A 25,203-nucleotide genomic window follows, 5' to 3' on the forward strand; every position below is an offset into this window, starting at 1 on the left:
ATCCACATACGACGCTTTCCCCGTCCGCCTGGCGGCGAAGCAGTGAGTAGCTGGAGCCATGGATGCATTCGAATATCTGGTTTCAGTCGGCGGAGTGGCACGTGTAGGCATGCTTCATGCCAATGGCCACTCGCCAGCAGCGATCCGGAAACTGGCCTCCGCAGGGGCGGGCCAACCACGAAAAGGAGTGTGGGCCCTTCCCACGGCCGACCCGGAATATCTCAGGGCAATTCTCAACAACGGGCACCTCACCTGCGCAAGCGCAGCCCTTCGCTACGGACTTTGGCTCAAGGACAAGCCCGCACGTCTTCACCTGGCCACACGCCATTGCCGCGGCAAAGGGTTCATCCGGCACGGGTCCACACGGTTCCCCCTGTTGGAAGCGGTGCCCGTTGCTTCTGTGGAGGACACGGCCATCCACGCGTTGACTTGCCTGCCGGAGGTGGATGCCATCGCGGTCGCACAGTCGGCGATGGAAACCTTCGGCATCCCGCGGTCAATGCTGGCGAGCGAGTTGTCCGCCGACTTCTACGGAAACGCGCGAAGGCGCCTGGCCAAAGCCGACGGTATTTCTGAGTCCGTGCCTGAGATCAGTGCCCGGCTGCTGTTCGAGTCGGCCGGCTTCGATTTCCTGCGCCAGGTCGAAATCGAGGGCGTGGGCCGGGTGGACTTCCTGATCAATGGATGGCTCATCGTGGAGGTCAACGGCTACGAGTTCCACAGTTCGCGGGATGCGTGGCGGAAGGACATGGCCCGGCTGAACGCGGCACAGGCCTTGGGCTACGGGACGCTGAGCTACGCCCCGGAGCAGGTCTGGAACAGCCCGGGCCACGTTCTGGCGGAAATCCACACAATGCTGCAGCGGGGCCGGCGTCGGCTGTGAGCACATTCTGCTGGATCACCCGGTCCGCAAAGCACACCTACCCGGGTGATTGCGGGCCTGGGCCTGGGCCGGTCCCGGGTGATCCAGCAGAATGTCTGCCGCCTAGTCCTGGAAGTACTCGATCTTGGCGCCGATGGTGTTCAGCCGCTCGGCCAGGTCCTCGTAGCCGCGCTCGATCACGTAGATGTTGCGCAGCTCGGAGGTGCCGCGGGCTGCGAGCATGGCCAGCAGCAGGCAGGCAGCGGGACGGAGGGCCGGCGGGCAGCCGATCTCGGCGGCACGCCACTTGGTGGGGCCGTTGACGTAGATCCGGTGCGGGTCCAGCAGCTGCACCTGGGCGCCCAGGCGGTTGAGCTCGGTCAGGTAGATCGCCCGGTTCTCGTAGACCCAGTCGTGGATCATCGTCTGGCCCTCTGCGTTGCCGGCGATCACGGCGAAGAAGGGCAGGTTGTCGATGTTCAGGCCCGGGAACGGCATCGGGTGGATCTTGTCTTCGGGGGCACGCAGCGTGGAGGGCTTGGTGGTGACATCCACCAGGCGGGTGCGGCCGTTGCGCGCGAAGTATTCACCGGAGACATCCAGTTGCTGGCCCATCTGCTCCAGCGTGGCCAGCTCGATTTCCATGAATTCGATCGGCACCCGGCGAATGGTCACCTCGGAGTTGGTCACGATGCCAGCGGTGATGAGGCTCATCGCCTCGATCGGGTCCTCGGAGGGGTAGTACTCGATGTCGACGTCGATCGCCGGCCGGCCGGTGATCCGCAGCGTAGTGGTCCCGACGCCGTCGATCACCACCCCCAGTCCCTGCAGGTAGAAGCAGAGGTCCTGGACCATGTAGTTCGGGCTGGCGTTGCGGATCACGGTGGTGCCGCGGCGGTGGGCGGCGGCCATGATGGCGTTCTCGGTGACGGTGTCGCCGCGCTCGGTGAGGACGAAGGAGCGGTCGTGATCATCCGCGGGCGGGGCCTGGACCACGTAGAAGCCGGAAGTCGCCTCCACGGAGAGGCCGAACTGGCGCAGCGCCTGCATGTGCGGCTCCACGGTGCGGGTGCCAAGGTCGCAGCCGCCGGCGTAGGGCAGCTTGTATTCGGAAGTCTGGTCCAGCAGCGGGCCGAGCAGCATGATGACGCTGCGGGTGCGGCGGGCAGCCTCCACATCCATGGATTCCAGGTCCAGTGCCTCGGGGCGGCGGATGCGCAGATCGTTGCCGTTGAGCCAGGTGCACTCGACACCGATCGAGGTCAGCACCTCCACGATCCGGTTGACTTCCTCGATCCGCGCGAGTCGGCGCAGCGTAGTGGTGCCGCGGTTGATGAGGCTGGCGCACAGCAGCGCGACGCCGGCGTTCTTGCTGCTATTGACGTCGACGGCGCCGGACAAGGTGCGTCCGCCTTCCACCCTCAGGTGGGTCATCTGCGGCTTGCCCACCTTGACGATGCTGCGGCCGAAGATCGCTTCGAGCCGCTCGATCATTTTCAGGCTGAGGTTCTGCTTGCCCTGTTCCATGCGGGCAACCGCGCTCTGGCTGGTGCCAAGCTCGGCTGCGAGCTGGCCCTGGGTCCATCCCTTTTCTCCGCGGGCGTCGCGGAGGAGGAGACCAACATTTTCTGCGGTCGGCTGAGTCATATCCAGAAAATATCACAAATGATCTACTTAGACGCCCGTTACGGCAGGGCCCGTCAATACGGCGTGTCGATAGTCACGTCGTGCGATATGCGACGACGGCGGGCCGCGGCTTGACGCGGCTATCTTTCCTGTCGGGAATAGCCCGGGCTAAGAGCCCGACGGCGGCTGGGCCCGGACGCTGCGGCGCCCGCGCCCAGCCCGCACCAGTTAGGGACGGCCGGCTAGGGTGCCGAGTCCACCACAGAGATCTTGACGGCAGTCCACCCGAAAGCCGTATTCGCTGGAATTCCGTCCAATGCCGCGAGAGATACATTTCGTTCGCCGATCATCATCCCGGTTTCAGGATCGACAATGATGTCCTGGCGCGCTTTCCCTTCGGCCCACAGAATCCCCAAAGCAACTCCCTTGCGCCCGTCAAGCGTCGCTTGTTTATCCGCCACGATGACACCCGGAATGAGCGCGGCAGCTTTGTACATTGCTGCCCGCAAGTCGGCAGGAATGACTCCGGTACGGAGTGAATCAGCAATGGTCACCAGCGCCTCGCTCTCCGGCGTCTGCCCCTTCCCCTCGGTCTTTTCGTAGATCAGGTCGAGCAACTTGCGCGGCTCGCGTGGCAGGGTTTTGATCGCCTCCAGAAGCGGCAACCCCAGGATCTGCTGCGGGCTGTCGTAAAAGGCGCCGCCCTTCCCGCGGATGACGCCCTCAAGCTGGGGACCGGCACCGCTATTCATTGAAGCGACGTACCGTTGGGCTTCAGCTTTGGACTCCTTTCCAAAGAACGTTGTGGGTACGCGGGCCTCACGGTTCCACACCCATTCACCGGACCTATCCGCCGGCACGTAAACCTGACCATCCTGTGTTTCCAACCAAGAGACCGTAGTTCCTTGGGCCCGGGTCATGGAACTGGCGTAAACAGCCTTCGTGTCGACCTTCAAGTACTGCCCCGGCTTCACCACGGGATCGGAGGTCTTGATCGCCGCGGCCGCCGCGTTGTTGAGCACTTCTGCGGCCTCGGCAGTAGCGCCGGGCTTGCCGCCGGGAGCCACGACATCGACCGCCACGAGAGTGCCAAGCAGCACCGCCGCGGCCGCCGCGGCGAGTACAACGCGCCTGGCTACAACCCGCCGCCGGCGCGGACCGCCGTCGGGCATCGTACCTGAATCAGCCCCTGCATCAATCCTGCCGAGGAGTTTGTTGCGCCCCCGCGCCAGTGTTGCCTGGGCCGGGGTTCCGACGTCGCTACGCATTTCGCGGAGCAGCTGCAAGTCGTCCATGATCACTTTCCGTTTCATCAAGTTTGACCGGCCCCAAGCCGGTGCGGAGGATGCGCCGGGCGCGGTTCAGGCGTGAACGCACGGTCCCGACCGGGACGCCCATGGCGCCGGCGATGCCTTCGTAGCTGAGGTCGGCCCAGGCATAGAGGAGGAGGGTTTCGCGGTCGATCGCGGGCATGGCCTTCAGGCTCTTGGCCAGCCGGGCCGTTGCCGTGGCGGCATCTACCTGCGCGGCCACGACCTCGGTGCTGTCCACCCCGGCTTCCCGCGGTGCGGAGCGCGCCATGGCTTTCAGCAGACGGGCCTCGGCGCGGTGGTGCCGGCGCAGCAGATTGGTGGCGATGCCGAATAGCCATGGCCGCGCGTCCTCCCACCGCTCGTCGAAGGAATCCAGGCCCTCGAAGGCAGCAAGGAAGGTCTCCGAAGTAACGTCGTCGGCAACGAAATCACCGGCGCGCCGGGCCGCATAGCGGTAGATGACCGAGGCATGCCGGTCGTAGAGCGCGGCGAACTCTGCGGGGCTGTCCCGCGATCGCCGGATGATGTCTCTGTCTGTGTTCACAACTTGTATTGCCCGATGCCGGAGAAAAGGTTCACGGAAGACCTCACTCTAGGCGCAACTGGCATAACACTGGAGCCAGGAACCCCTACCTAGAAAACGAAGTTCCAGGTTCCGGCCGCAACGGCTGCCAGCACGGCCGCGGCGGAGATCAGTGCCCCGCCCAGCAACACCCACATGTCCAGCAATGAGTAGCTCGATTCCCGGGCCCACGTGCGTTCGGAGCCGCCGAAGCCGCGCGCCTCCATGGTCACCGCGAGTCTTGAGGCCCGGCGCACCGCCTGGACCAGCAGTCCGAAGCTCTGCCCGAGGGTTGCCCGCAGGCGCTGCAAGGGACTGCCGTGCGAACCCACGCCGCGGGCCCGGCGGGCCATGCCGATGGTCTGCCATTCCTCGGCCATGAGCCCCACCAGGCGCATCGCGGCCAGGGTCCCCAGCACGAAACGGTGCGGCAGCTTCGCCTTCTGCGCCAGGGCATCGGCGAGGTCGGTCGGGTCGGTGCAGCTCATCAGCAGTACTGCCGGCAGGGCGATCGCCAGGCCGCGCAGCATGAACCCCAGCCCCAGCTCGAGCGAACCTTCACTCATGGACCAGATGCCGACGTCGAGCAGTGTCCTTCCGCTGTCCGCCGACAGGATCGCTGTGCTCCAGCCGCCCAGGGCAGCCGCGAGGATGAGTGGCCAGCCGCGCTGCCACAGCAACCGCAGGGTCAGGCCGACAAGCGGGAACAGGGCGAATTCGGCGAGCAGGGCGGTGGACGCGGAGACCCAGTCGATGGACAGCGCCAGCACCAGGGTGACCGCGAAAACGGCCACGAACTTCGCCAGCGGGTTGGCGCGGGTGAGGAGGGCGTGGTTGCCGTGCAGGCTCAGGACGTCCCTCATGCCGCACCAGCTTTCTGGCGGGCGCCGGGCGCCAAGGCGGCGGCCGCGGAGTCGAGCCGCAATTCGGTGCCGCCGAGCACCGCACTGAATTCCTGGTCGTGCGTCACGGAGACCACCGCCGTGCCGGCGTCGAGCAGTTCGGACAGGAAGGAGGCGAGTTCGGCCCAAGTGTTGGCGTCCTGGCCGAAGGTCGGCTCGTCCAGCACCAGCACCTTGGGGCTTGCCGCCAGCACCGTCGCCACGGAAAGCCTGCGCTTCTCGCCGCCGGACAGCGTGTACGGGTTGGCGTCCACCAGGTGGGTCAGGCGCAGGCGCTCGAGCAGTTCATCGACGCGTTCCTCGCCATGGCCGAGATGCCGCGGCCCGAACATAAGCTCATCCAGCACCCGGCCCGTGACGAACTGATGCTCGGGCTCCTGGAAGACGGTCCCGATCCGGGAAATCAGTTGCTGCGCCTTCCACGTGTAAGGATCGCTTCCGGCGCCGTTGGAAAGCCCGACGCCGGCGCCCACCTTTCCGGCTACCGGCGCCAGCAGCCCGGCGAGGGTCAGCGCGAAGGTCGATTTGCCCGCGCCGTTGGGACCGGTGATGGTCAAAGCCTGGCCGGCGATGACCTCGGCGCTGAGTCCGGATTGTGCCGGGACAGGCGGAATGGTCTTGAAGCCGCGGCGCCGCGGCCGTTCCCGGGAGACGGCGAGATCGTCTGCGCGCAGGAGGAGCTCGCCGGTGCCCGTCTCGGACCGTGCCCCTGTCTGTGCCCCTGTCTGTGCCCCCGTCCCTGCCCCCGTCCGTGCCCGTGTGGCCGGCACATAGCCCGGAACCCACACCCCGGCGGCGGCCAACATGTCACGGGCCTGTTCCAGCACGGCATCCGGCGGGCCGTCCAGCAGCACCGCGGGCTCCGAGGAGCTTCCGGGCTGCAGCACCACGATCCGGTCCACAAGGTCTTTCCACACGGACACCCGGTGCTCCACGACCACCAGCGTGGCGCCGGTCTTGTCCAGGCAGCGCCCGACGGCGTCCCGCACCTCCAGCACGCCGGCCGGGTCCAGGTTCGCCGTCGGTTCGTCCAGCAGGATCAGCCCCGGGCGCATCGCCAGGATCCCAGCGAGCGCGAGGCGCTGCTTCTGCCCTCCGGAGAGGGCCGACGTCGGGTGGTCGAGCGGGAAGTCGGCCAGCCCGACGTCGTCGATCGCCTCATGCACCCGCGCCCAGATCTGCCTGGGCGGCACGGCCAGGTTCTCCGCACCGAAGGCGACGTCGTCACCGAGGCGCGAAAGGACCACCTGCGTCTCCGGATCCTGCTGCATGAGCCCCGCCCGGCCACGGCTGTCCTGCGGGCGGGCGCCGTCGATCAGCAGCGAGCCGGCCTCGTCGGCGTCGTCCTCGCCGCCCAGCACCCCCGCAAGGGCGTGGAGCAGCGTGGACTTGCCGGCACCCGAGGGGCCCAGCAGCAGCACCCGCTCACCCGGGGCGATGTCCAGGTCGAGGCCATGGACGGCCTGTGCCGTGCGGCCGGCGTGCCGCCAGCCCCAGCCTCGTGCGGAAACGGCAGCGGCACGCACGGCGCCGGCTTCGGAGGACGGCATCAGGAAAAGACGGGCTCCGTGGCGGCCTTCCGGGACGCGAAGGAGCTGAGCACGCCGGTCTTGGCCAGGCCGCGGGTGGCGATCCAGGACAGGCCGCCGGCGATCACGGCACCGGAGATGGCGCAGAACACGATGTAGGCGAGCTTGTCGCCGGCCTCATATGCGATGTTCCAGCCCCACGGCAGGAAGGAGTCGTTCAGGCCGCAGAACAGCCCCGCACCCGCGCCGGCCAGCAGCGATGCAGGCAGGTTGAATTTCTTGTACATGAGGGCCGCGAACACCAGTTCCGCGCCGAGGCCCTGGAGCACGCCGGAGATAAGCACGGTGGTGCCGTACTGCGAGCCCATGATCAGCTCGCCGGTGGCGGCCACGGTTTCGCAGAAGAGAGCGGCGCCGGGCTTGCGGATGATGAGCATGCCGAGCACGGCCGGGATCATCCAGCCGCCGGCGTACAGGCCGCTGGAGGGCGGGTAAACGAAAACCGGGGCGAGCAGGTTGGCGCCCTGGGACCAGGCCCAGAAGATCACGCCACCAGCGACTGCGATCAGGGCCGCCACCACGATGTCCACCACGCGCCAGGTGTAGCCGGTCCTGCTGGATGCCGGCGTCGAAGAAATACCAGTCATTTTGTCCTCCTGAGGAACAGGAGGGGAAAGTGTTGCCCGGCCCTTGTTTCCCGGCCACCGGTCACTCTGAGAACTCGACTCCCTTGCGCCGGTACTAACCGGATCAGGTTCGAGGGTCTGCGGTGTTCCGCACTCTCAGCGCCCTTCCCTCGTTCTGCTGCTGCAGCCCGACGGCGGCGCTCCCCTGTCGTTATCAATTGCCCTTTTGGGCGTGCTCCAGTTTACACCTCGCGGCTTTGCCGGGCCCTTTCCGGGCGGGGCGGGCGGTCACATTGGCGCGGGCGGGGGGCGGGCCAGAAGCCGTACACATTCTGCTGGATCACCCCGGGCCTCTACGTCGCGGACTCCGGAACCACGCGGGTACCGTGGAGTGACTGCAGGTGTGATCCAGCAGAATCGTCACGCGGCAGCGAAGCAAAGGAGCGTTCATGGCGGAAAACGGCGGGCACGAAGAGGCCCCGGTGCCCTCTGAAGCACCCGAAGCCCGGCTTGCCGCCAGCGTGATCCTGCTGCGGGACGGCGCGGACGGCCCGGAAGTCTTCGTCCAGCACCGGGTGTCCACCATGGATTTCGCGGCCGGAATGGTGGTGTTCCCCGGCGGCCGGGTGGACGCCGTCGACGGCAGCGGCTGGGAGTTCACGGACGAGCTCGCACGGGACCACGCGCAGGCATGGCACCGCTGCAGCATCGCAGCCGCAGACGCCGCCACGTCACGGCACAACGCGGGCCGGGTCCTTGCCGCTGCCCTGCGCGAAGTCCGGGAAGAGTCGGGCCTGGTGCTCGACGCCGGCCTGCTGCGCCCGTGGGCCAACTGGGTCACCCCGGAGGACCAGCCCAAGCGCTTCGACACCTACTTCTACCTGGCCGCCCCCGTGCCGGAGGACGAGGCCCGGCACCAGACCACCGAAGCCTGGCAGTCATTGTGGATGCCGGTGCGCGGGATCCTCCACGGCGAGGCCGCCGGCGCCCTCAAGCTGATGCCGCCCACCCTGGTGCTGCTCGAGGAACTGCTCCGGCTCGGCAGCGTGGATGCCGGCCTGGCCGTTGAGCGGGACATCGTTCCCGTCCGCCCGGAACCGGGAGCCCTCAAGGCCTTCTTCGAGCGCCGCCGCCAATCCCCCGCGGCCGAATAGGGTTAGGCTGGGGGCGGTCCTGTTTCCTCCCGCAAGGAGCTCCGGAATGAACATCCTTTTCAAACTGCTCGGCGCCGGCATCGGAATCGGTGCAGGATTCGTCGCCAGCAAAGTGGTCAATCGCGTTTGGGAAAAGGCCACCGGAAACAAGCCGCCCAAGGGCCATGACGACGTGGAAACCAGCTTGCGCTCAGCCCTTGCCTTCGCCCTGGTCTCCTCTTCCGTCACCGCGATCATCCAGGTGCTGACCAGCCGTGCCACGCAGCGCGCCATCACCCGTTTCGCCAAGACCCAGGACATCGTCTAGCTCCCCTGCGGTCCCCGCGGGTCCCGCATAGCCGGGCCCCGTCCCTCCCCGTTCCGTCGCCGCCCGCCGCACCACGGATTCCAGCTCGTCCACGCTGAGCAGTTCCGGGTGTAGGTGCTTGGTCCGGTAGCCCGCGCGGCCCACCATGTGCGCGGAAACGGGGACGGTGAGCAGCTGGAAGATCCATGCCACCACCAGCACCGGCCACACCCACCATTGGCGCATCTGCAGGCCGATCGCCGCGAGCAGCAGGAACAGGCCCAGCACTTGGGGTTTGGTGGCGGCGTGCATGCGGCTCATCAGGTCCGGGAAGCGCAGCAGGCCGATGGTCGCGGTCAGCGACATGAGCGCCCCGAGCACGAGGAAAACGGCCGTCACGGCATCGATCACGGCGTCCACGCCGCCTGCATCAGGAGTCATTGGCCTGCCCCCTTCGGTCGGATACGAAGCGGGCAACGGTCACCGAGCCGATGAAGCCGATCAGCGTCAGCGCCACCAGCAGGAACAGGTTGTTCAGGTGCCGGTTGACGGCCATGTCGATAGCGAGCGCGGCGCCCACGATGCCCAGCAGCACGTCCGAGGCCAGCACCCGGTCGAGCAGGGACGGCCCGACGGCGATCCGCACAATCGCACCTGCGGCGGCCAGGGTGAGGACCACCGCCGTAATGATCAGCGCTACGTCCTTCACGGCGTTGTTCCCTTCCTGCTTCCGGTTCCTGTGGCGCCTTCGGCTTCCAGCGCCGCCAGCTCAGCCTTCGTGCCCATGATCCGGATCAGCCCGGCCTCGGTGTCCTGGACTTCCTTGCGGAGTTTGGCGGCGTCCGCCTCGTCCCGGATGTCCAGCCCGTGGATGTAGAGAGTGGATGTTGAGCGGTCCACCTCCACCACCAGCGAGCCGGGGATCAGGGACAGCACGTGCCCGGTGGCGGTCACCATGAGGTCCGAATGGCTCCTGAGCGGAACCTCGACGACGGCGTTGACCACCTTGGGTCCTTTGACCACCGCCAGGTAGATCACCTGGCAGCTCGCTGCCACCACTTTGGCGAGGAACACCAGTGCAAAGGGAACTGCCCGCAGCACGTTGAAGCGGCCGCTCAGCTCCACCGGCGGCAGGTAGAAGATTCTGGCCACCACCAGGGCGATCAGGGCGCCGAACAGGACGTTGCCGGGGCTGAAGTCCCGCCACAGCGCACCCCACACGATCACGAGCCACACCAGCAGGGGCAGTTCGGTGCGCAGGGAGATCGGTTTGCGGCTCATTTCGCACCTCCCTGCAGGCTCGGCCCGGAGTGGGCGCCGCCCGGCGAGCTGCCCTGATTGGCGCCACCTGGCGCAGCGATGCCGGGCACGGTGGCGTCCTCGCCCAGCACAGAGTGGATGTAGGCAGTGCGGTCCAGCATCTGCTCCGCGGAGTTCCCGGCGAGCTGGAAGAGCGGCCCTGCGAACACTGTGAGGGCGACCCCGAACACCACGAGAGCCGCCGTCGAACCCACCATCGTGCGGGGAAGCAGGCCCACTGCGGTGGTGTCCTTCAGCACGGGATCCGGATACTCGGCGTCGTCCGGTTTGCGCCAGAAGGCGCGGTTCCAGACGCGGGCGATCGCCAGCAGGGTGAGCAGGCTGGTCAGCACGCCGCCCACCACCAGGGTGATGGCCAGCGGTGTGCCCAGTTCCATGCCTGCCTGCAGGAGCCCCACCTTGCCGAGGAAGCCGGAGAACGGCGGGATGCCTGCCAGGTTCATTGCAGGCACGAAGAAGAGCAGGGCCAGCATCGGGGACAGCTTGGCCAGGCCGCCCAGCCTGTCCATGGAGGAACTGCCGCCGCGGCGTTCGATCAGGCCCGTGACCAGGAAGAGGCTGGTCTGCACGGTGATGTGGTGGGCCACGTAGAACACGGCGGCGGCCAGCCCGGTCACTGAGGACATGGCCAGGCCGAACACCATATAGCCGATGTGGCTGACCAGGGTGAAGGAGAGCAGACGTTTGATGTCGCTCTGGGCCAGGGCACCCAGGATGCCCACCACCATGGTCAGCAGGGCCACCACCATGAGCGGGGTATTGAGGGTGTCGCCGGGGAACAGCAGCGTCTCCGTGCGCACCATGGCGTAGACGCCCACTTTGGTGAGCAGGCCGGCGAACACGGCGGTGACCGGTGCCGGCGCCGTGGGATAGGAGTCCGGCAGCCAGAAAGACAGCGGGAACACGGCGGCCTTGATGCCGAAGGCCACCAGCAGCATCACGTGCAGCAGATTGCGGGTGGACGGGTCCAGTTCGGCCAGCTTCACGGCGAGGTCGGCCATGGTGATGGTTCCGGTGGCGCCGTAGATCATGGCGATCGCGATCAGGAACAGCACGGAGGACACTACGGACACCACCACGTAGGTGACGCCCGCCCGGATGCGCGGCCCGGTGCCGCCGAGCGTCATCAGCACGTAACTTGCCGTCAGCAGGATCTCGAAGCCCACATAGAGGTTGAAGAGGTCGCCGGTGAGGAAGGCATTGGACACCCCGGCCACCAGGATCAGGTAGGTGGGGTGGAAGATCGACACCGGCGCTTCCTGGTCGCCGTCGGCCATGCCCTGCCCGGTGGCGTAGACGAGCACGGCGAGGCTGACCACGGAGGACACCACGAGCATCAGCGAGGAGAACTGGTCCACGACCATCACCACGCCGAACGGCGGAAGCCAGCCGCCGAGGGTGACGGAAGAAGTCCCCGTGGTCCAGACGGCGGCCAGGAGCCAGAATTCCAGCAGCAGGGTCAGGGCCAGCAGGCCGATGCTCACCATCCGCTGGGCCACCGGGTTCCGGTTGAGTGCGAAGGTGAGGGCGGCACCAAGGATGGGAAGGACGACGGCGAGCGGCGCCAGGCTTGCTGCGTTCATTGGGGTCCCCCTCCTTCGTCGTCGTTCAGTGGCGGTTCTCCTGTCGCCTCCGGATCCCCGGGAACGTGCCCGGCGGCGACCGCCGCAAGCGGGAACTCCGAGGTTTCCTGGGGCACCTCGGCGTCGTCCTCGGCGTCAAAGCTCGGGGTCTTGGCCACGCGGCGGTCTTCGGCGTCGTCCTGGATGTCGTCCTGGCGGGCGAGGGCCCAGGTGCGGTAGATGATGCCGAGCATGAACGCGGTGACGGCGAAAGAGATCACGATCGACGTCAGGATCAGCGCCTGCGGCAGCGGGTCGTTGTAGTCCCCGGAGTCGGTGCCCTTGCTGAAGAGCGGCGCCAGTCCCGCGTAGCCGCCGGTGGCCAGGATCAGCAGGTTGGTGGCGTTGGCCAGCAGGACCAGCCCGAGCAGCACGCGGGTGAGGCTGCGTTCCAGGATCAGGTAGATCCCGCAGGCATACAGCACGCCCATGACCAGCAAAAGGGTCAGATTGACGCTCATGCGTTTTCCCTTTCGCTTCCGGTGGCCAGCGCGGCCTGTTCCTGTGCAGCTTCTTCCTGCCCGGCGCCGTCCGGTTCCTGCCCGGCGTCTTCCTGTCCAGCGCCCTCCGGGGCAGCTGCTTCCTCGAAGTGTTCGTCGATCTCGGCGCCGAGGCTGCGCAGGACGTCCAGGGCCAGGCCGACCACCACGAGGTACACGCCGATGTCGAACAGCGTGGAGGTGACGAACTTGATGTCCCCGAAGACCGGCAGCCAGAACTGGATGATGGCGCTTTGGAACACCTGCCCGCCGAGGAACAGCGGGACCAGGCCGGTGAGCGCCGCCAGGGCAAGGCCCGTGCCGAGCAACATGCCGGCACTGATCGGGGCGGCTTCGCGCAGTTCGAAGCGGCCCCCGGCGAGGTAGCGCACGGTCAGGGCGAGCCCGGCCACCAGGCCGCCCGCGAAGCCGCCGCCGGGGAGGTTGTGCCCGGCGAGCAGCAGGTACACGGAGAAGATGATCATCGAGTGGAAGATCAGCCGGGTGACCACTTCGAAGATGATGGAGCGCCGCTCGGGAGCCAGGGTGCGCCCGGCCACCAGCCAGGGGTCCCCGGCCTTGCCGGCGAACCTGCGGGCCACGTGCAGCGAGGCGTGCTCTTTGGAGTCGTTCCCGACGGCAGTGCGGCGCCCCACGGTGCCTTCCGGCATGGTGGCTGCCCGGTGGATCCGTTCGCCGCGGCTGCGGATGAAGATCAGGCTGGCCACGCCGGTGGCGGCCACGGCGAGCACCGAGATTTCGCCGAAGGTGTCCCAGGCACGGATGTCCACGAGCGTCACGTTGACCACGTTGAGCCCGCCGCCGCCTTCATAGGCCAGCTGGGGGAAGGCCAGGGACACGGGGTCCGCGACGCGGGCGCCCATGGCGTAGATGGCCACGAAGATCATGGTCACCCCGAACGCGGCGCCGATGATGATCCGGACCACGCGGTACTTGCCGCCGGTGCGGTCGCGCAGTTCGGCGGGCAGGCTGCGCATGGCCAGGACGAAGGCCACCAGGATGATGGTTTCCACCAGCATCTGGGTCAGGGCGAGATCCGGGGCGCCCTGCAGCGCGAACATCAGGGCGATGCCGTAGCCGGTCACGGAGACCATGAGGACCGCGAGGAAGCGCTTGTTGGCGCGCACGGCGGCCAGGGCTCCGGCGATGATGCCGGCGGCGGCGACAAGTTGCAGCGGCGAGTTCGGGTCCACGAGGTAGAGCCCGCCGGGCAGCGGCTTGTTCGATACCAGCAGCACGCTCAGCGGCACCGCGAAGGCCACGGTGAGGATCACGGCCAGGTAGAAGTACAAGGAACCGCGCTGGGTGCGGCCGGTGACCCACACCGCGACGTCGTCCAGGGCGCCGATGGTGCGCTGGTAGGCGCGGTCGCCGTCGACCCAGTCCGGGACCCGGCTCTGGGCCCGGGCGACGGCGTTGCGCCAGTAGAACATGGCGAGGCCGGCCGCGAAGGTGACGGCGGTCAGGCCGAGCGCGGGCGTGAGGCCGTGCCACAGCGCAAGGTGCCCCGCGTCGGCGTCGTGCGCTGAGTCGCCGAAGAGGGCGGCGTACGGCTGGATCCAGGTGTCCACCGGGACCGGCCACAGGCCATAGGCGACGCTGAGCAGGGACAGGATCGCCGGCGCGGCCAGGAAGGACAGCCGGATCGCCTTGAACGGGGTCCGCTCCACGCCGGGCTTGCTGGCGAAGGCGCCCCACATGAAACGGGCACTGTAGGCGAACGTCAGCACGGAGCCCAGCACCAGCCCGATCAGCAGCACCAGGCCCCAGCCCTCGGAGGCGGGATCGCTGCTGTAGTGCACGAATGCTTCGAACACGGATTCCTTCGCCACGAATCCGGCCAGCGGCGGCACGCCCGCCATGGACGCCGCGGCCAGGCCGGCCACCACTGCCAGGGCCCTTGAGGATTTGTAGACGCCGGAGAGCTTTCGGATGTCGCGGGTTCCGGACTGGTGGTCGATGATGCCCACCACCAGGAACAACGCCGCCTTGAACAGGCCGTGGGCGAGCAGCAGGGCAAGGCCGGCCAGGGCGGCGTCGGGACGGCCCAGGCCCACCACCATGGTGAGGAAGCCGAGCTGGCTGACCGTGCCGTAGGCCAGGATGAGCTTGATGTCGGTCTGCCGCAACGCACGGTAGCCGCCCAGCACCATGGTGCCCAGGCCCAGGCCAAGCACCAGCGGCAGCCAGGCCGGGCTTTCGCTGAAGCCCGGCGCCATGCGGGCCACGATGTAGATGCCGGCCTTCACCATGGCGGCGGCGTGCAGATAGGCGCTCACCGGAGTGGGGGCGGCCATGGCGCCGGGGAGCCAGAAGTGGAAGGGCAGCAACGCGGACTTCGTGACGGCGCCGGCCAGGATCAGTACGACGGCGGCGCCCACCGCGCCCTGGGCGGGCCCGGCGAAGAGTTCATCCGCGCCCGCCAGGATCCCGGACATGCGGTAGGTCCCCGCGGACTGGCCGAGGATGATGAGGCCGATGAGCATCGCAAGGCCGCCGGCCGTGGTGACCACAAGGGCCTGCAGGGCCGAACGGCGCGCGGAGAGGCGGGTGCGCGCGTAGCCGATCAGCAGATAGGACAGGACGGTGGTGAGCTCCCAGAAGATGAACATCATCAGGAGGTCGTCCGCGGTGACCAGGCCGAACATGGCGCCGGCGAAGGCCAGGAGCTGGGCGCCGAAGCCACCGAGGTAGTCGTCCTTGTCCTTGAAGTACCGGGCGCAGTACACCAGGACGAGAGTGCCGACGCCGAGGACCAGCAGGGACATTACCCAGGACAGCACATCCATGCGGAAAGCGAATTCAAGCCTGAGTTCGGGAATCCACGGGAAGCTCTCTTCGATGAAGCCGCCGCTGGGGCTGCCCTCCGGATAGACCAGCCCGTATTGCGCGATCAGCCACACCAGGGACGCCGCGGGAACCGCAGCCAGAACATAGAAGGCACTCCGCCCGATTTTCCGGAAGATCCAAGGCGCCACAGCAGCCGCTGCAAAGGTCACGGCAAGGACTGTGATCACTGTTGTCTCCGCTAAATCAGGATGAAATTTGTCAAAGAGTTGGAGCCGGCGGTCATACTTTGGGTTCGGTCCCAACAGTTTATCAATCGGGTGTGACAAGCAGGTTTCCGTAACTCCCTGCGGATAGCATTCACACCATGGACACCACAGCGGTTCCCGACACTCCCCGCCCGGCGTCAGAACTGGCCGCCGGCACCACGGCCTCCACCAAGGGCCGGATCCTCGCCTGGGCCTCCTGGGACTGGGGTTCGGCCGCCTTCAACGCCGTCATGACCACCTTCGTCTTCACGGTCTACCTCACGTCCAACGCCTTCGGCGGCGAGGATGCAGCGTCGGCGGCCCTGGGCGCCGCGCTCGCCATCGCCGGCGCGGCGATCGCCCTGCTCGCTCCGGTCACGGGCCAGCGCTCCGACGCCGGCGGGCGGCGCAAGCTGTGGCTGGGTGTCAACACGGCCCTGGTAGCGGTGCTGACCGGACTGTGTTTCTTCGTCTTCCCGCGCCCGGAGTTCCTGCTGCTGGGCGTCACGCTGATCGCGCTCGGCAACGTGTTCTTCGAATTCGCCGGGGTCAACTACAACGCGATGCTCGCGCAGATCTCGACGCCGGCCAACATCGGCAAGGTGAGCGGCTTCGGCTGGGGCATGGGGTACCTCGGCGGGATCGTGGCCCTGCTGGCGGTGCTGCAGCTGTTCGTCCAGCCGTCCTTTGACTGGTTCGGTGCGCAGACCGCGGACGGGCTGAACATCCGCCTGGTGGCCGTCTTCTCGGCCCTGTGGTTCTTCATTTTCGCGCTGCCCGTGCTGTTCGCCGTTCCCGAACTGCCTGCGCGGCCGGCCCAGGAGCGGCTCGGCTTCCTGGCGTCCTACCGGCTGCTTTTCCGCAGGATCGGCGCCATCTACAAGACCAGTCCGCACACCATCTACTTCCTCCTCGCCAGCGCCATCTTCCGCGACGGCCTGGCCGCCGTCTTCACCTTCGGTGGCGTCATCGCTGCCGGAACCTTCGGATTCGAGCTGAAGGAAGTCATCTTCTTCGCGATCTTCGGCAACATCGTGGCCGCCGTGGGCGCGATCATCGGCGGACTGCTGGATGACAAGATCGGGCCCAAGTCCGTCATCGTCATTGCCCTGATCGGGCTCCTTGTGGCCGGCAGCGCGATCCTGGTGCTCGGCAACGGAAGCTACACCGTCTTCGGAGCCGCATGGACCGGCGGCAGCACCTTCTGGACGTTCGGCCTCCTGCTGTGCCTCTTCGTGGGCCCGGCCCAGGCGTCATCCCGCGCCTACCTGGCCCGCCTGGCCCCGGACGGGGAATCCGGGGAACTCTTCGGCCTCTACGCCACCACCGGACGCGCCGTCAGCTTCCTTGCGCCCACCCTGTTCACGCTCTGCATCACCATCGCCACCCCGCTGGTGGCGGCAGGGGAAGCGCAGCGTTGGGGAATCCTCGGGATCATGGTGGTGCTGCTGGCGGGCCTCCTCGTGATCCTCCCGGTGAAGGCACCAGCGGAAACGGCCATCGCCGTCGTCCCTGAGCGGTGAAGGGTCCGGAGCTGAGTGCCGGCGCATCATTCCGTTCCACCCACGGGACGCGTAGCCTGAGGAAAGTACGGGCGGCATACGGCCCGTACCGGCCAAGCAACAGGCAGCCCGCAAGCGGGCGGATTCCGGACAATCGATGTCACAGCGGGTCAAACGCCTCTCGCACTGGTTCCGGGAGTGGTCGCCCTCCATCGGAACGGGCCTTGTCATGGTTACCTTGGCAACTTCCCTCATTTCCATCCCGCTCTCGGCCGCCCAGCAACTGGGGCTGCCCCGTCCGCAACTGACGGCCTGGATCCTGGCGATCTACTCCTTGCCGTGCGCGGCCGGTTTCGTCCTGGCGCTCCGCTTCCGGCAGCCCCTGCTGCTCACGGGCAACATCTTCGTACTGATCTTCATCGTTTCGCTCCAGGGCCGGCTGTCATTCGCCGAACTGGCAGGGGCTTCGATGGCGGCGGGCGCCGCCGTCGTCTTCATCACTGCCCTGGGGCTGAGTGACCGGCTCGCCCGCTGGATTCCGGCGCCGATCGTAGTGGGTCTACTGGCGGGCTCCGCCCTTCCGTTCGTGGCCCGTGTGTTCACCGTTCTGGGCGCGGAACCCGTCATTATCGGCAGCGCCTTCCTCGCCTTCCTGCTGGGCCGCCGGCTCCTTGGCGCACGCGTTCCGCCGATACTCCCGGCGCTGATCGTGGGCGTGGCCGCCGCCGCTGTCCTGGGTCGCTTCGGCAGCGCAGGAGACGGTGTTCCGGCCTCATTTCCGGAAGCAACCCTGCCGGTATTCACCCTGGACGCGCTGCTCACGGCCACACCGGTCATCGTGGTGCTCATGGTGCTCCAGTCGAACGTGCCGTCCGTGATTTTCCTGCGCAGCCAGCACTACCGGCCGCCCGCACGGACCCTGGACTACGTCAGCGGGATCGGGACCATCGCCGGGTCATTCCTGGGACCGGCAGGCGTGTCACTTTCGCTGCCCGCCACGGCACTGGTGGCCGGGCAGGATGCGGGTCCGGCGCCGCAGCGGCACCGCTCGGCTGTGCTGGCGAGCGCGGCGTTCCTGGCACTGACTCCGTTCGCCGTTTTCGCGGCCGCGGCCGCAGACCTCATTCCGTTGGAACTGCTCCTGGGCATCGCCGGGCTGGCCGTCATCGGCATCCTGGCCATGTCCCTCGATCAACTGAGCAACGGACCGCTGACCACGGGACCGCTCGTGGCATTCGCCGTGGCGGTCTCCGACATATCGCTCCTGGGCCTCGGGCCATACTTTTGGTCCCTGGCACTGGGCGTGGTGGCATCCCTCGTCGTCGAACCCGAGCGGATGAAGGAACTGCGCACCAACACACCGGCTCTGTGAAGGGAGCCGACAAAACCCCTTGACCTTTGATTGTTAGTAGAGTTAACTAACTTTCATGCCAAGCGTACGAGACCGGGGTCACAGCAAACGGGCCGGCGCCGCCACCCTTCCCTCGGACGGCCGCGCGAACAACCTTTCCCTGGTCCGCCGCACCCTCCACGCAGACGGCGCCATGAGCCGCGCCGATCTCTCCCGCACCCTGGGCCTGACCCGCGTGACCGTCTCCGACCTCGTTTCGGACCTCATGGACCGCGGCCACGTCGTCGAGCTCGGCCAGTCCGGCGCGGTCCGCCCGGGCAAGCCTGCCATCCTGGTCGACATCAACCGCCAGGGCCTCCAGGTCATCGGCGTGGACCTGTCCAGCGAATCCGACCTCCGCGCCGCGGTCCTGGACCTGGACGGCAACATCCTGGAGCGGCTGGAACGCCCGGTCGGCACCGCCACCGGACAGCCCGTCGTCGAACAGGTGCTGGAACTCGTCGCGGAAACGGCGGGCCGCGCCACCGCGCCGCTGCTGGGTATCGGCGTCGGGACCCCCGGCATCGTCACCGGCGACGGCGTGGTCCTCACCGCCCCCAACCTCGGCTGGAGCGAGGTGCCCGTGCGCGAACTCCTGGAAAAACACACCGGCCTGCCCACCCTGGTCTCCAACGACGCCGACGCCGCCGTCCACGCTGACCACACCTTCGGCGGCGGCTGCGATGACGAGATCCTCGTGAAGATCGGCCGGGGCGTCGGTTCCGGCGTGATCGTCGGCGGGCGGCGCGCCCGCGGCGCCCACTCGGCCGCCGGCGAAATCGGCCACGTCACGGTCGGAACGGATGCGGGCACGCTCTGCGTCTGCGGCCGCACCGGCTGCCTCGAAACCTGGATGTCGGTGCCCAGCCTGGAGCGCGCCCTGGCCGTTGCCGCGGCGGGCGAAGATCCGGAGGCCGCCACCGCCGTCGTCTACCAGGAAGCGGGCGAACGGCTCGCCATCGCCCTCGCCCCCGTGGTGGGCGTCCTCGATCTGGCGGAAGTGGTCCTCAGCGGGCCCCGCCACCTGCTGGGAGGTCCGCTGCTCGACGCCGTGCAGCAGACCCTGCTTGCCCGGCTGCTGCACCAGGACCCCCAGCCGGTCACCGTCCGGCTGGCCGCGGACCCGCAGGACATCGTCCTGCGCGGGGCTGCGGTGATGGTCCTGTGGAATCAACTGGGAGTGGCGTGAACCCCGCCCCCGCACCGGCGGGCTTCGGCCCGCACCAAACTGCCCCGCACACAGCCGCCCGAAGGAGCCAAGCCATGGGCACCTCGAAGTCCACCACCCTCGCCGCGCCGGAACTTAGCGCAGATACCGAACAGATCCGCCGGCTCGCCGCCGGCACCCTCATGCCCGGGTTCTCCGGGATCGCCGTCCCCGTCTGGATCCTGGACGCCTACGACGCCGGGCTGGCGGCGGTGTGCCTCTACGGCACCAATGTGGCGTCCCCCGTGCAGCTGCGCGACCTGTGCGCCGGCCTGCGCGCCCACTCCCCCAGCACGCTGATCGCCGTCGACGAGGAAGGCGGGGACGTCACCCGCCTGCATTACCTCACCGGCTCGCCGCAGCCCGGGAACGCCGTACTCGGCCGCCTCGACGACGTCACGCTGACAGCCACCAGCGCGGCGACCATCGGCCAGGAACTCGCCAGCCTGGGCATCAACCTGAACCTGGCCCCGGACGCGGACGTGAACTCGGAGGCGGACAACCCCGTGATCGGTGTCCGCAGCTTCGGCGCGGAACCGGACTTGGTTGCCCGGCACACGGCGGCCTGGATCCGCGGACTGGAGGACTCCGGCGTGGCCTCCTGCGCCAAGCATTTCCCCGGCCACGGCAGCACCACCACCGATTCCCACCTCGAACTTCCCCGGGTCTCCGCCGAAGCCGCAACCCTGGAAGCCCGCGAACTGGTGCCGTTCCGGGCGCTTGTCGAAGCCCGGGGCGCCACCGTGATGACCAGCCACATCCTGGTCGATGCGCTGGATCCGGAGAACCCGGCCACCTTCTCTTCACGGATCCTGCAGGGGCTGCTGCGCGAGGAACTCGGCTTCGAGGGCGTCATCCTCACCGACGCCCTCGACATGGCCGGCGCCTCCGCGCAGACCGGCGTGCCGGAAGCGGCCGTGCGGGCCCTGCTGGCCGGCGCCGACCTGCTCTGCCTCGGCTCGGACACCGGCCCGGAGCTCTACGAACAGACCCTCGCCGCCATCACCGCGGCTGTGGCCGAAGGCCGCCTGGACCCCGCCCGGCTGGCCGACGCCGCGGGCCGCGTCGCCGCCCTGTCCGCACGCTTCCCCGCCGCCGGGCCGGCCGAAATCCACCAGGCCACACCCCGCGGGATCTCCAGCAAGCCTGGCAGCCCGGCCTTGGATTCCGCGGTCCTTGATCCTGCCGTGCTCGACGCCGGCCGCATCCGGGAGGCCTTCGAGATCTCCGCCGCCGCCGAAAACTGGCTCGCCCGTGAGGAAGCCGTGGCCATCGTGCAGGTGGACACCGGCGCGAACTTCGCCGTCGGGCAGGTGCCGTGGGGTCCCGCCGCGGCGACGGACGCCGTCGTCGGCGAAGGCGAGGTTCCGGACGGCGCGAAGGTCGCCGTCGTCGGCCGCGGGCTCGACGCCGACCACCCGCTCTGGACCGTTTTCTCCCGCCTGCGCGCGGAAGGCCACGCCGTGATCGCCGTCGAGTGCGGCTGGCCGCGCGGCGGCGCGGACATCGTCACCTACGGCGCGTCCCTCGCGGTGTCCCAGGCGCTCTGCGGCCTGCTGCTCGGCGGCCAGGACAACTGACCAACTCTCCACAGACTGACTCAAGGAACCACCCAATGGAAATCATTGTCGCCCCCACCCCCGAATCCGCGGCGTCCGCTGCCGCGCAGGCAGTCCTCGCCGGGCTGCCCGCCGGCAAGGCTCCCGTCCTGGGCCTGGCCACAGGTTCCTCCCCGCTGGGCCTGTACGCCGAGCTCGCGGCCGCGGTGGCAGACGGCCGGGCGGACTTCTCGGCAGCCAAGGGTTTCGCCCTGGACGAGTATGTGGGCCTGCCCGCCACCCATCCCGAGTCCTACCGCCAGGTGCTGGTCCGTGAGGTCTGCGACGTGATCGGCCTGCCCTTGGACGGGCTCAACGTGCCGGACGGCACCGGGGCCACCCTGGCGGAGCTCGAGGCGGGCGCCGCGGCCTACGACACCGCGATCGCTGCCGCCGGGGGCATCGACGTGCAGATCCTGGGCATCGGCGCCAACGGCCATGTGGGCTTCAACGAGCCCGCCTCCTCACTCTCCTCCCGCACCCGGGTGAAGCGCCTGGCCGCCCGCACCCGGCGGGACAATGCCCGCTTCTTCGCCTCCGAGGCCGAGGTCCCCACGCACTGCATCACCCAGGGCCTGGGCACCGTGATGGACGCCCGCCGACTGGTGCTGATCGCCACCGGCGAGGCCAAGGCCAATGCCGTGGCGGCCGCCGTCGAAGGTCCGCTCTCGGCGTCCTGCCCGGCGTCGATCCTGCAGTGGCACCCGAACGCGATCGTCGTGCTGGACGAGGCGGCTGCCGCTGCCCTGAAGAACCGCGAATACTACGACGACGCCGCCCGCGGCCTGCCGTTGAACGCCTGACTTGGGGCTGGGGCTCAGCCCCGCCAATTGACCCTCCCGTGCCAGACTTGGGCAATGCCGCCCACCTCCCAAGACGATCTTGCAGTTCAACGCGCATACGATGAGGTCGCCGACACCTACGTAGATCATTTCCGGTCGACTCATTTCCGGTCGACCGGACCCGAGCAGCCTGCTGATCTGGGGATGATCGAGCACGTCGCTTCCCTCCTGCCCGGCGACAAGCACGTGCTCGACGCCGGATGCGGCGCAGGGCGGATGATGCCCGTGCTGGCAAAGCTCCGCTGCCAGGTAGAAGGGGTGGACCTCTCACCCGGGATGATCCGCCGCGCTCGACATGACCATCCGGAGTTTCCGTCCCAAGTGGCCTCGACCAGCACCCTGCCGTTCCCGGACGGGTCCTTCGATGGCGTCTTCTCTTGGTATTCAACGATCCACATCCCTGACGCCGGGCTGCCCGACGTCGTGGGCGAGGCACGCCGCGTTCTGCGATCGGGCGGGCTCTTCCTGGTTTTCTTCCAAACCGGTCAAGGCGTTCGGGATGTCTCCGAGGGCTACCGGCGGCGCGGTCACGACATCGTCCTGTATCGATACGACCGGGCTGCGGATAGCTTCAGCCGCTTGATAGCTTCAGCCGGCATGAGGGAGATCGGATGCCTCGAACGCGCCGCAGTGTCGGACGAACGTACCGGTCAGGCCGTCCTCATCGCGAGGGCTTAGCACCCCCAACGCTTGGCCAGAACCGGAGAGTGCGTGAGGCAAGTACCGCAAGAACGCCGGGTCAGGTGCGTGTGTGCACCGGACCCGGCTTCCGCGGCCCGGAGTTCGCCGGGCGTATCTGGCGGGCTAGTTCGTGATCGACAGGATTGAGCTGTTCTGCCAGCCCGTGAAGGACGACCAGGCTCCGCCGCTGCTCACCTGGAAGCGCACCTTATGGTAGACCTCCTCGGCGCCTTTCTCGCCGTTCACCAGGGTGCGGTAGTTGTGGATCACGGTGCTGCCGCCGGCATAGACAAGGCGGCCGAAGCCAGCGGAGCCCAGGTAGTCGTCAGGGTTCGGCGAGGGGTCTGCCTCCCACCGTTGCTGCTGGATGTAAAGGTAGCGGTTCGCAGTGCACGTCGCGTAGATCCGGTAATCCAGGACCTTCACGCCATTGTCGTATCGACCGGTGAAGACTGGTTTCAGCGGCGTGACGGTGCAGGAATTGGAGGTGTTGGCCTGGGCAGGTGCTCCCAGTGCCAGGCCAGCCCCGGCGAGGCCGAGGGTGGCAGCGACGACGGTGATGACGCGGGCCCGGGCGAGCCTGGACTTGATGTTGGTACCCATTTCTTCTCCTGGGGTTGATGTGAGTCGAACCGGGAGGACGTGAATGAACGTCCGCGGGTGTCGGGACCAAGGCCATCCGTCCCGACGTCTTTACGGCTTTTTTGTTCCGTGCTTCCAGTCTTCGGCGGCCCGCTCCGCGGAACATCACCTTGTCGAGTGAATACCACCCCCCGAATGAGGGATCGCGCTTGGGCAGTGCCGCCCGCCAGCGCCGTTCCGCAGCCCTCCCAGGAGGACTAGGGTGGAGCCATGAACGTGGATGAGACTGAACTTCCGGGACTGGGTGTCCGCAAGGACTTCATCACGGCTTCCGGGCGCCGGATCGGCGTTGTGGAACTGCGTGAAGGCGAAACTGAACTCTTTGTTTCGACCTGGGACGACCCCGACACCTGCCAGGCCTCCATCCCGTTGACCGCTGACGAAGCAGCCGCCCTGGGAAATCTCCTGGGCGGCCAGCACATCGCCATGCGCCTCGCCGAAGCCCACAAGGAAATTCCCGGCATCGTCACGCGCCAGTTCTCCATCACTGCCGACTCCCCTTTCCAGAACCAACCCATGGGCAAGGCCCAGATCCGCACCCGCAGCGGTGTGTCGATCGTGGCGATCATGCGCGAAGGCGAGGTCGTTCCTTCGCCCGCGCCCGACGTCGTGCTCCACACGGGTGATCTGCTGGTTGCTGTCGGTACGCAAGAAGGCCTGGACTCTGCGGCTGCCATTTTGCGCAACGGCTGACGGCCATGGACCCTTTGGCCCTGACCCTCATTGAACTTGGTGCTGTTGTTTTCTGCCTCGGCCTGCTGGCACGTCTGGCCGGCCGCATCGGAATGTCCCCTATTCCCCTGTACCTCATAGGCGGGCTGGGCTTCGGAGCCGGCGGGATCGTCAAACTGGACGGCATGCACGAGTTCGCGCATCTCTCCGGCGAAATCGGCGTCATCCTCCTGCTCCTCATGCTCGGACTGGAGTACACGGCAGCGGAACTGGTCACCGGGCTGCGGCGTTCCTGGCAGGCCGGCGTGATGGACCTCGTGCTGAACTTCGCGCCCGGCGCGGCGGTGGCGCTGCTGCTGGGCTGGGGCCTGGTGGGCGCGATCGTGATGGGCGGCGTCACCTACATCTCCTCCTCGGGGATCGCCGCGAAGGTCATCACGGACCTCGGCCGGATCGGTAACCGCGAGACGCCCGTGGTGCTGGCCATCCTGGTTTTCGAAGACCTCACCATGGCCATCTACCTGCCGATCCTCACCGCGATCCTGGCCGGCGTCGGCTTCCTGGGCGGCCTGCAGACAGTGGGGATCGCCCTTGCCGTGGTGAGCGTGGTGCTGCTCGTGGCGCTCAAGCACGGGCACCGGGTGTCCCAGGCCGTGCACAGTGAGAACTCCGAGGTCTTCCTGCTCAATGTCCTGGGCCTGGCCCTGCTGGTGGCGGGCCTCGCCTCCGCACTGCAGGTCTCTGCCGCCGTGGGCGCGTTCATGCTGGGCATCGCGATTTCCGGCGCCACGGCCCACAATGCCACCCGGATCCTGGAACCGTTGCGGGACCTGTTCGCCGCAATCTTCTTCGTGGCGTTCGGGCTCAACACGGACCCGACCACCATTCCGCCCGTGCTGCTCTTCGCCCTGCTGCTGGCATTCCTGACGGCAGGCACCAAGATGCTCACCGGCATCTGGGCGGCAAAACAGGCCGGGATCGCAATGCCCGGCCGTTTCCGTGCCGGGGCCGCGCTGATTGCCCGCGGCGAGTTCTCGATCGTCATTGCCGGGCTTGCCGTGACTTCCGGCGCCGTGCCGCGTGAACTGGCAGCCTTGGCGACGGCCTATGTGCTGCTGATGGCGATCATCGGCCCGCTGGCTGCCCGCTTCGTGGAGCCGGCAGTGAAGGCGATCCGGAAGCCGCGGCGGCCGGCGCTGGCAGGAGCGCGCTAGGCGTCAGCGGCGACTGGTTCGCGCAATGCCAGGCTGCAGGCCCGCGCCCGCGTCGCTGGAACGCAGCCAAGTCGCGGGAACGCAGCCAAGTCGCGGGAGCGCTCCAGCGACCCCGCAG

The 25,203-nt window shown here is 67.8% G+C and carries 23 protein-coding genes, 1 pseudogene and 1 riboswitch; of the genes and pseudogenes, 11 read left to right on the forward strand and 13 right to left on the reverse strand.

Annotated features, from left to right (window positions below; all coding sequences use genetic code 11):
* The first annotated feature begins 385 nt into the window (after positions 1-385).
* Positions 386-883, forward strand: a complete 498-nt coding sequence (locus tag ACZ9CK_RS16195; protein ID WP_476050469.1) for an endonuclease domain-containing protein — start codon at positions 386-388, stop codon at positions 881-883.
* Positions 884-985: 102 nt separating this feature from the next.
* Here ACZ9CK_RS16195 and ACZ9CK_RS16200 read toward each other — a convergent pair whose 3' ends face one another.
* From ACZ9CK_RS16200 to ACZ9CK_RS16225, 6 genes are all read right to left on the reverse strand, one after another.
* Positions 986-2,509, reverse strand: a complete 1,524-nt coding sequence (locus ACZ9CK_RS16200) for a UDP-N-acetylglucosamine 1-carboxyvinyltransferase (protein ID WP_426300302.1) — start codon at positions 2,507-2,509, stop codon at positions 986-988.
* 221 nt (positions 2,510-2,730) lie between these two features.
* A complete protein-coding gene (locus ACZ9CK_RS16205; RefSeq protein ID WP_476050470.1) occupies positions 2,731-3,783 on the reverse strand; it encodes a CU044_5270 family protein in 1,053 nt (350 codons plus the stop codon).
* Positions 3,749-4,345 (reverse strand): RNA polymerase sigma factor, encoded by a 597-nt coding sequence (locus tag ACZ9CK_RS16210; protein ID WP_476050471.1) that lies wholly within the window; start codon positions 4,343-4,345, stop codon positions 3,749-3,751. The genes ACZ9CK_RS16205 and ACZ9CK_RS16210 overlap by 35 nt, the downstream gene beginning before the upstream one ends.
* 89 nt (positions 4,346-4,434) lie before the next feature.
* On the reverse strand, positions 4,435-5,226 hold the full coding sequence (locus ACZ9CK_RS16215) for an energy-coupling factor transporter transmembrane component T family protein (protein ID WP_476050472.1): 792 nt from the start codon (positions 5,224-5,226) through the stop codon (positions 4,435-4,437).
* Positions 5,223-6,815 carry an ABC transporter ATP-binding protein gene (locus ACZ9CK_RS16220; RefSeq protein ID WP_476050474.1) on the reverse strand — a complete coding sequence of 531 codons (1,593 nt, stop codon included), beginning with the start codon at positions 6,813-6,815 and terminating at the stop codon, positions 5,223-5,225. Before ACZ9CK_RS16220 ends, ACZ9CK_RS16215 begins: the two co-directional genes overlap by 4 nt.
* Positions 6,815-7,441, reverse strand: coding sequence for an ECF transporter S component (locus ACZ9CK_RS16225; protein ID WP_476050475.1), 627 nt, complete (start codon positions 7,439-7,441; stop codon positions 6,815-6,817). Before ACZ9CK_RS16225 ends, ACZ9CK_RS16220 begins: the two co-directional genes overlap by 1 nt.
* 62 nt (positions 7,442-7,503) lie before the next feature.
* A riboswitch (TPP riboswitch) is annotated at positions 7,504-7,637 on the reverse strand.
* Positions 7,638-7,869: 232 nt separating this feature from the next.
* Between ACZ9CK_RS16225 and ACZ9CK_RS16230 the strand changes: the two genes are divergently transcribed.
* A complete protein-coding gene (locus tag ACZ9CK_RS16230) occupies positions 7,870-8,574 on the forward strand; it encodes an NUDIX hydrolase (protein WP_476050476.1) in 705 nt (234 codons plus the stop codon).
* A gap of 46 nt (positions 8,575-8,620) precedes the next feature.
* Entirely contained in the window at positions 8,621-8,881 is a 261-nt protein-coding gene (locus tag ACZ9CK_RS16235) for a DUF4235 domain-containing protein (protein ID WP_426300316.1), read from the forward strand.
* A 51-nt stretch (positions 8,882-8,932) separates the two neighbouring features.
* Here the strand turns inward: ACZ9CK_RS16235 and mnhG are convergent.
* The 6 genes and pseudogenes from mnhG to ACZ9CK_RS16265 form a co-directional block, all read right to left on the reverse strand.
* A pseudogene (gene mnhG / locus ACZ9CK_RS16240) lies at positions 8,933-9,301 on the reverse strand (monovalent cation/H(+) antiporter subunit G); the annotation flags it as partial.
* Positions 9,291-9,569: an MrpF/PhaF family protein gene (locus tag ACZ9CK_RS16245; protein WP_426300318.1), complete on the reverse strand. Its 279-nt coding sequence runs from the start codon at positions 9,567-9,569 to the stop codon at positions 9,291-9,293. The pseudogene mnhG and the gene ACZ9CK_RS16245, both read right to left, overlap by 11 nt.
* Positions 9,566-10,141 (reverse strand): Na+/H+ antiporter subunit E, encoded by a 576-nt coding sequence (locus ACZ9CK_RS16250; RefSeq protein WP_476050477.1) that lies wholly within the window; start codon positions 10,139-10,141, stop codon positions 9,566-9,568. Before ACZ9CK_RS16250 ends, ACZ9CK_RS16245 begins: the two co-directional genes overlap by 4 nt.
* Entirely contained in the window at positions 10,138-11,763 is a 1,626-nt protein-coding gene (locus ACZ9CK_RS16255) for a Na+/H+ antiporter subunit D (protein ID WP_426300321.1), read from the reverse strand. Before ACZ9CK_RS16255 ends, ACZ9CK_RS16250 begins: the two co-directional genes overlap by 4 nt.
* Positions 11,760-12,263 carry a Na(+)/H(+) antiporter subunit C gene (locus ACZ9CK_RS16260; protein ID WP_426300323.1) on the reverse strand — a complete coding sequence of 168 codons (504 nt, stop codon included), beginning with the start codon at positions 12,261-12,263 and terminating at the stop codon, positions 11,760-11,762. The genes ACZ9CK_RS16255 and ACZ9CK_RS16260 overlap by 4 nt, the downstream gene beginning before the upstream one ends.
* Positions 12,260-15,319, reverse strand: a complete 3,060-nt coding sequence (locus tag ACZ9CK_RS16265) for a Na+/H+ antiporter subunit A (protein ID WP_476050478.1) — start codon at positions 15,317-15,319, stop codon at positions 12,260-12,262. The genes ACZ9CK_RS16260 and ACZ9CK_RS16265 overlap by 4 nt, the downstream gene beginning before the upstream one ends.
* A gap of 137 nt (positions 15,320-15,456) precedes the next feature.
* Here ACZ9CK_RS16265 and ACZ9CK_RS16270 point away from each other — a divergent pair, with 137 nt between their 5' ends.
* The 6 genes from ACZ9CK_RS16270 (at position 15,457) to ACZ9CK_RS16295 (ending at position 22,554) form a co-directional block, all read left to right on the forward strand.
* On the forward strand, positions 15,457-16,860 hold the full coding sequence (locus ACZ9CK_RS16270) for an MFS transporter (protein WP_426300327.1): 1,404 nt from the start codon (positions 15,457-15,459) through the stop codon (positions 16,858-16,860).
* Between the two features lie 136 nt (positions 16,861-16,996).
* Positions 16,997-18,211, forward strand: coding sequence for a benzoate/H(+) symporter BenE family transporter (locus ACZ9CK_RS16275; protein ID WP_476050479.1), 1,215 nt, complete (start codon positions 16,997-16,999; stop codon positions 18,209-18,211).
* Positions 18,212-18,266: 55 nt separating this feature from the next.
* Positions 18,267-19,418, forward strand: a complete 1,152-nt coding sequence (locus ACZ9CK_RS16280; RefSeq protein ID WP_476050480.1) for an ROK family transcriptional regulator — start codon at positions 18,267-18,269, stop codon at positions 19,416-19,418.
* Between the two features lie 74 nt (positions 19,419-19,492).
* Complete coding sequence (locus ACZ9CK_RS16285; protein WP_476050481.1) at positions 19,493-21,016, forward strand: glycoside hydrolase family 3 protein; 1,524 nt, start codon at positions 19,493-19,495, stop codon at positions 21,014-21,016.
* 35 nt (positions 21,017-21,051) lie between these two features.
* A complete protein-coding gene (locus ACZ9CK_RS16290) occupies positions 21,052-21,837 on the forward strand; it encodes a glucosamine-6-phosphate deaminase (protein ID WP_476050482.1) in 786 nt (261 codons plus the stop codon).
* Between the two features lie 54 nt (positions 21,838-21,891).
* On the forward strand, positions 21,892-22,554 hold the full coding sequence (locus ACZ9CK_RS16295) for a class I SAM-dependent methyltransferase (protein ID WP_476050483.1): 663 nt from the start codon (positions 21,892-21,894) through the stop codon (positions 22,552-22,554).
* Positions 22,555-22,680: 126 nt separating this feature from the next.
* On the opposite strand, the gene ACZ9CK_RS16300 is transcribed toward ACZ9CK_RS16295, so the two are convergent.
* Positions 22,681-23,160, reverse strand: coding sequence for a hypothetical protein (locus tag ACZ9CK_RS16300; protein ID WP_476050484.1), 480 nt, complete (start codon positions 23,158-23,160; stop codon positions 22,681-22,683).
* A 249-nt stretch (positions 23,161-23,409) separates the two neighbouring features.
* Between ACZ9CK_RS16300 and ACZ9CK_RS16305 the strand changes: the two genes are divergently transcribed.
* Positions 23,410-23,892, forward strand: a complete 483-nt coding sequence (locus ACZ9CK_RS16305; RefSeq protein ID WP_115789994.1) for a cation:proton antiporter regulatory subunit — start codon at positions 23,410-23,412, stop codon at positions 23,890-23,892.
* Positions 23,893-23,897: 5 nt separating this feature from the next.
* Positions 23,898-25,085 carry a cation:proton antiporter gene (locus ACZ9CK_RS16310; RefSeq protein WP_476050485.1) on the forward strand — a complete coding sequence of 396 codons (1,188 nt, stop codon included), beginning with the start codon at positions 23,898-23,900 and terminating at the stop codon, positions 25,083-25,085.
* Positions 25,086-25,203: the final 118 nt, after the last annotated feature.

The organism is Arthrobacter sp. TE26545, from assembly GCF_056279005.1.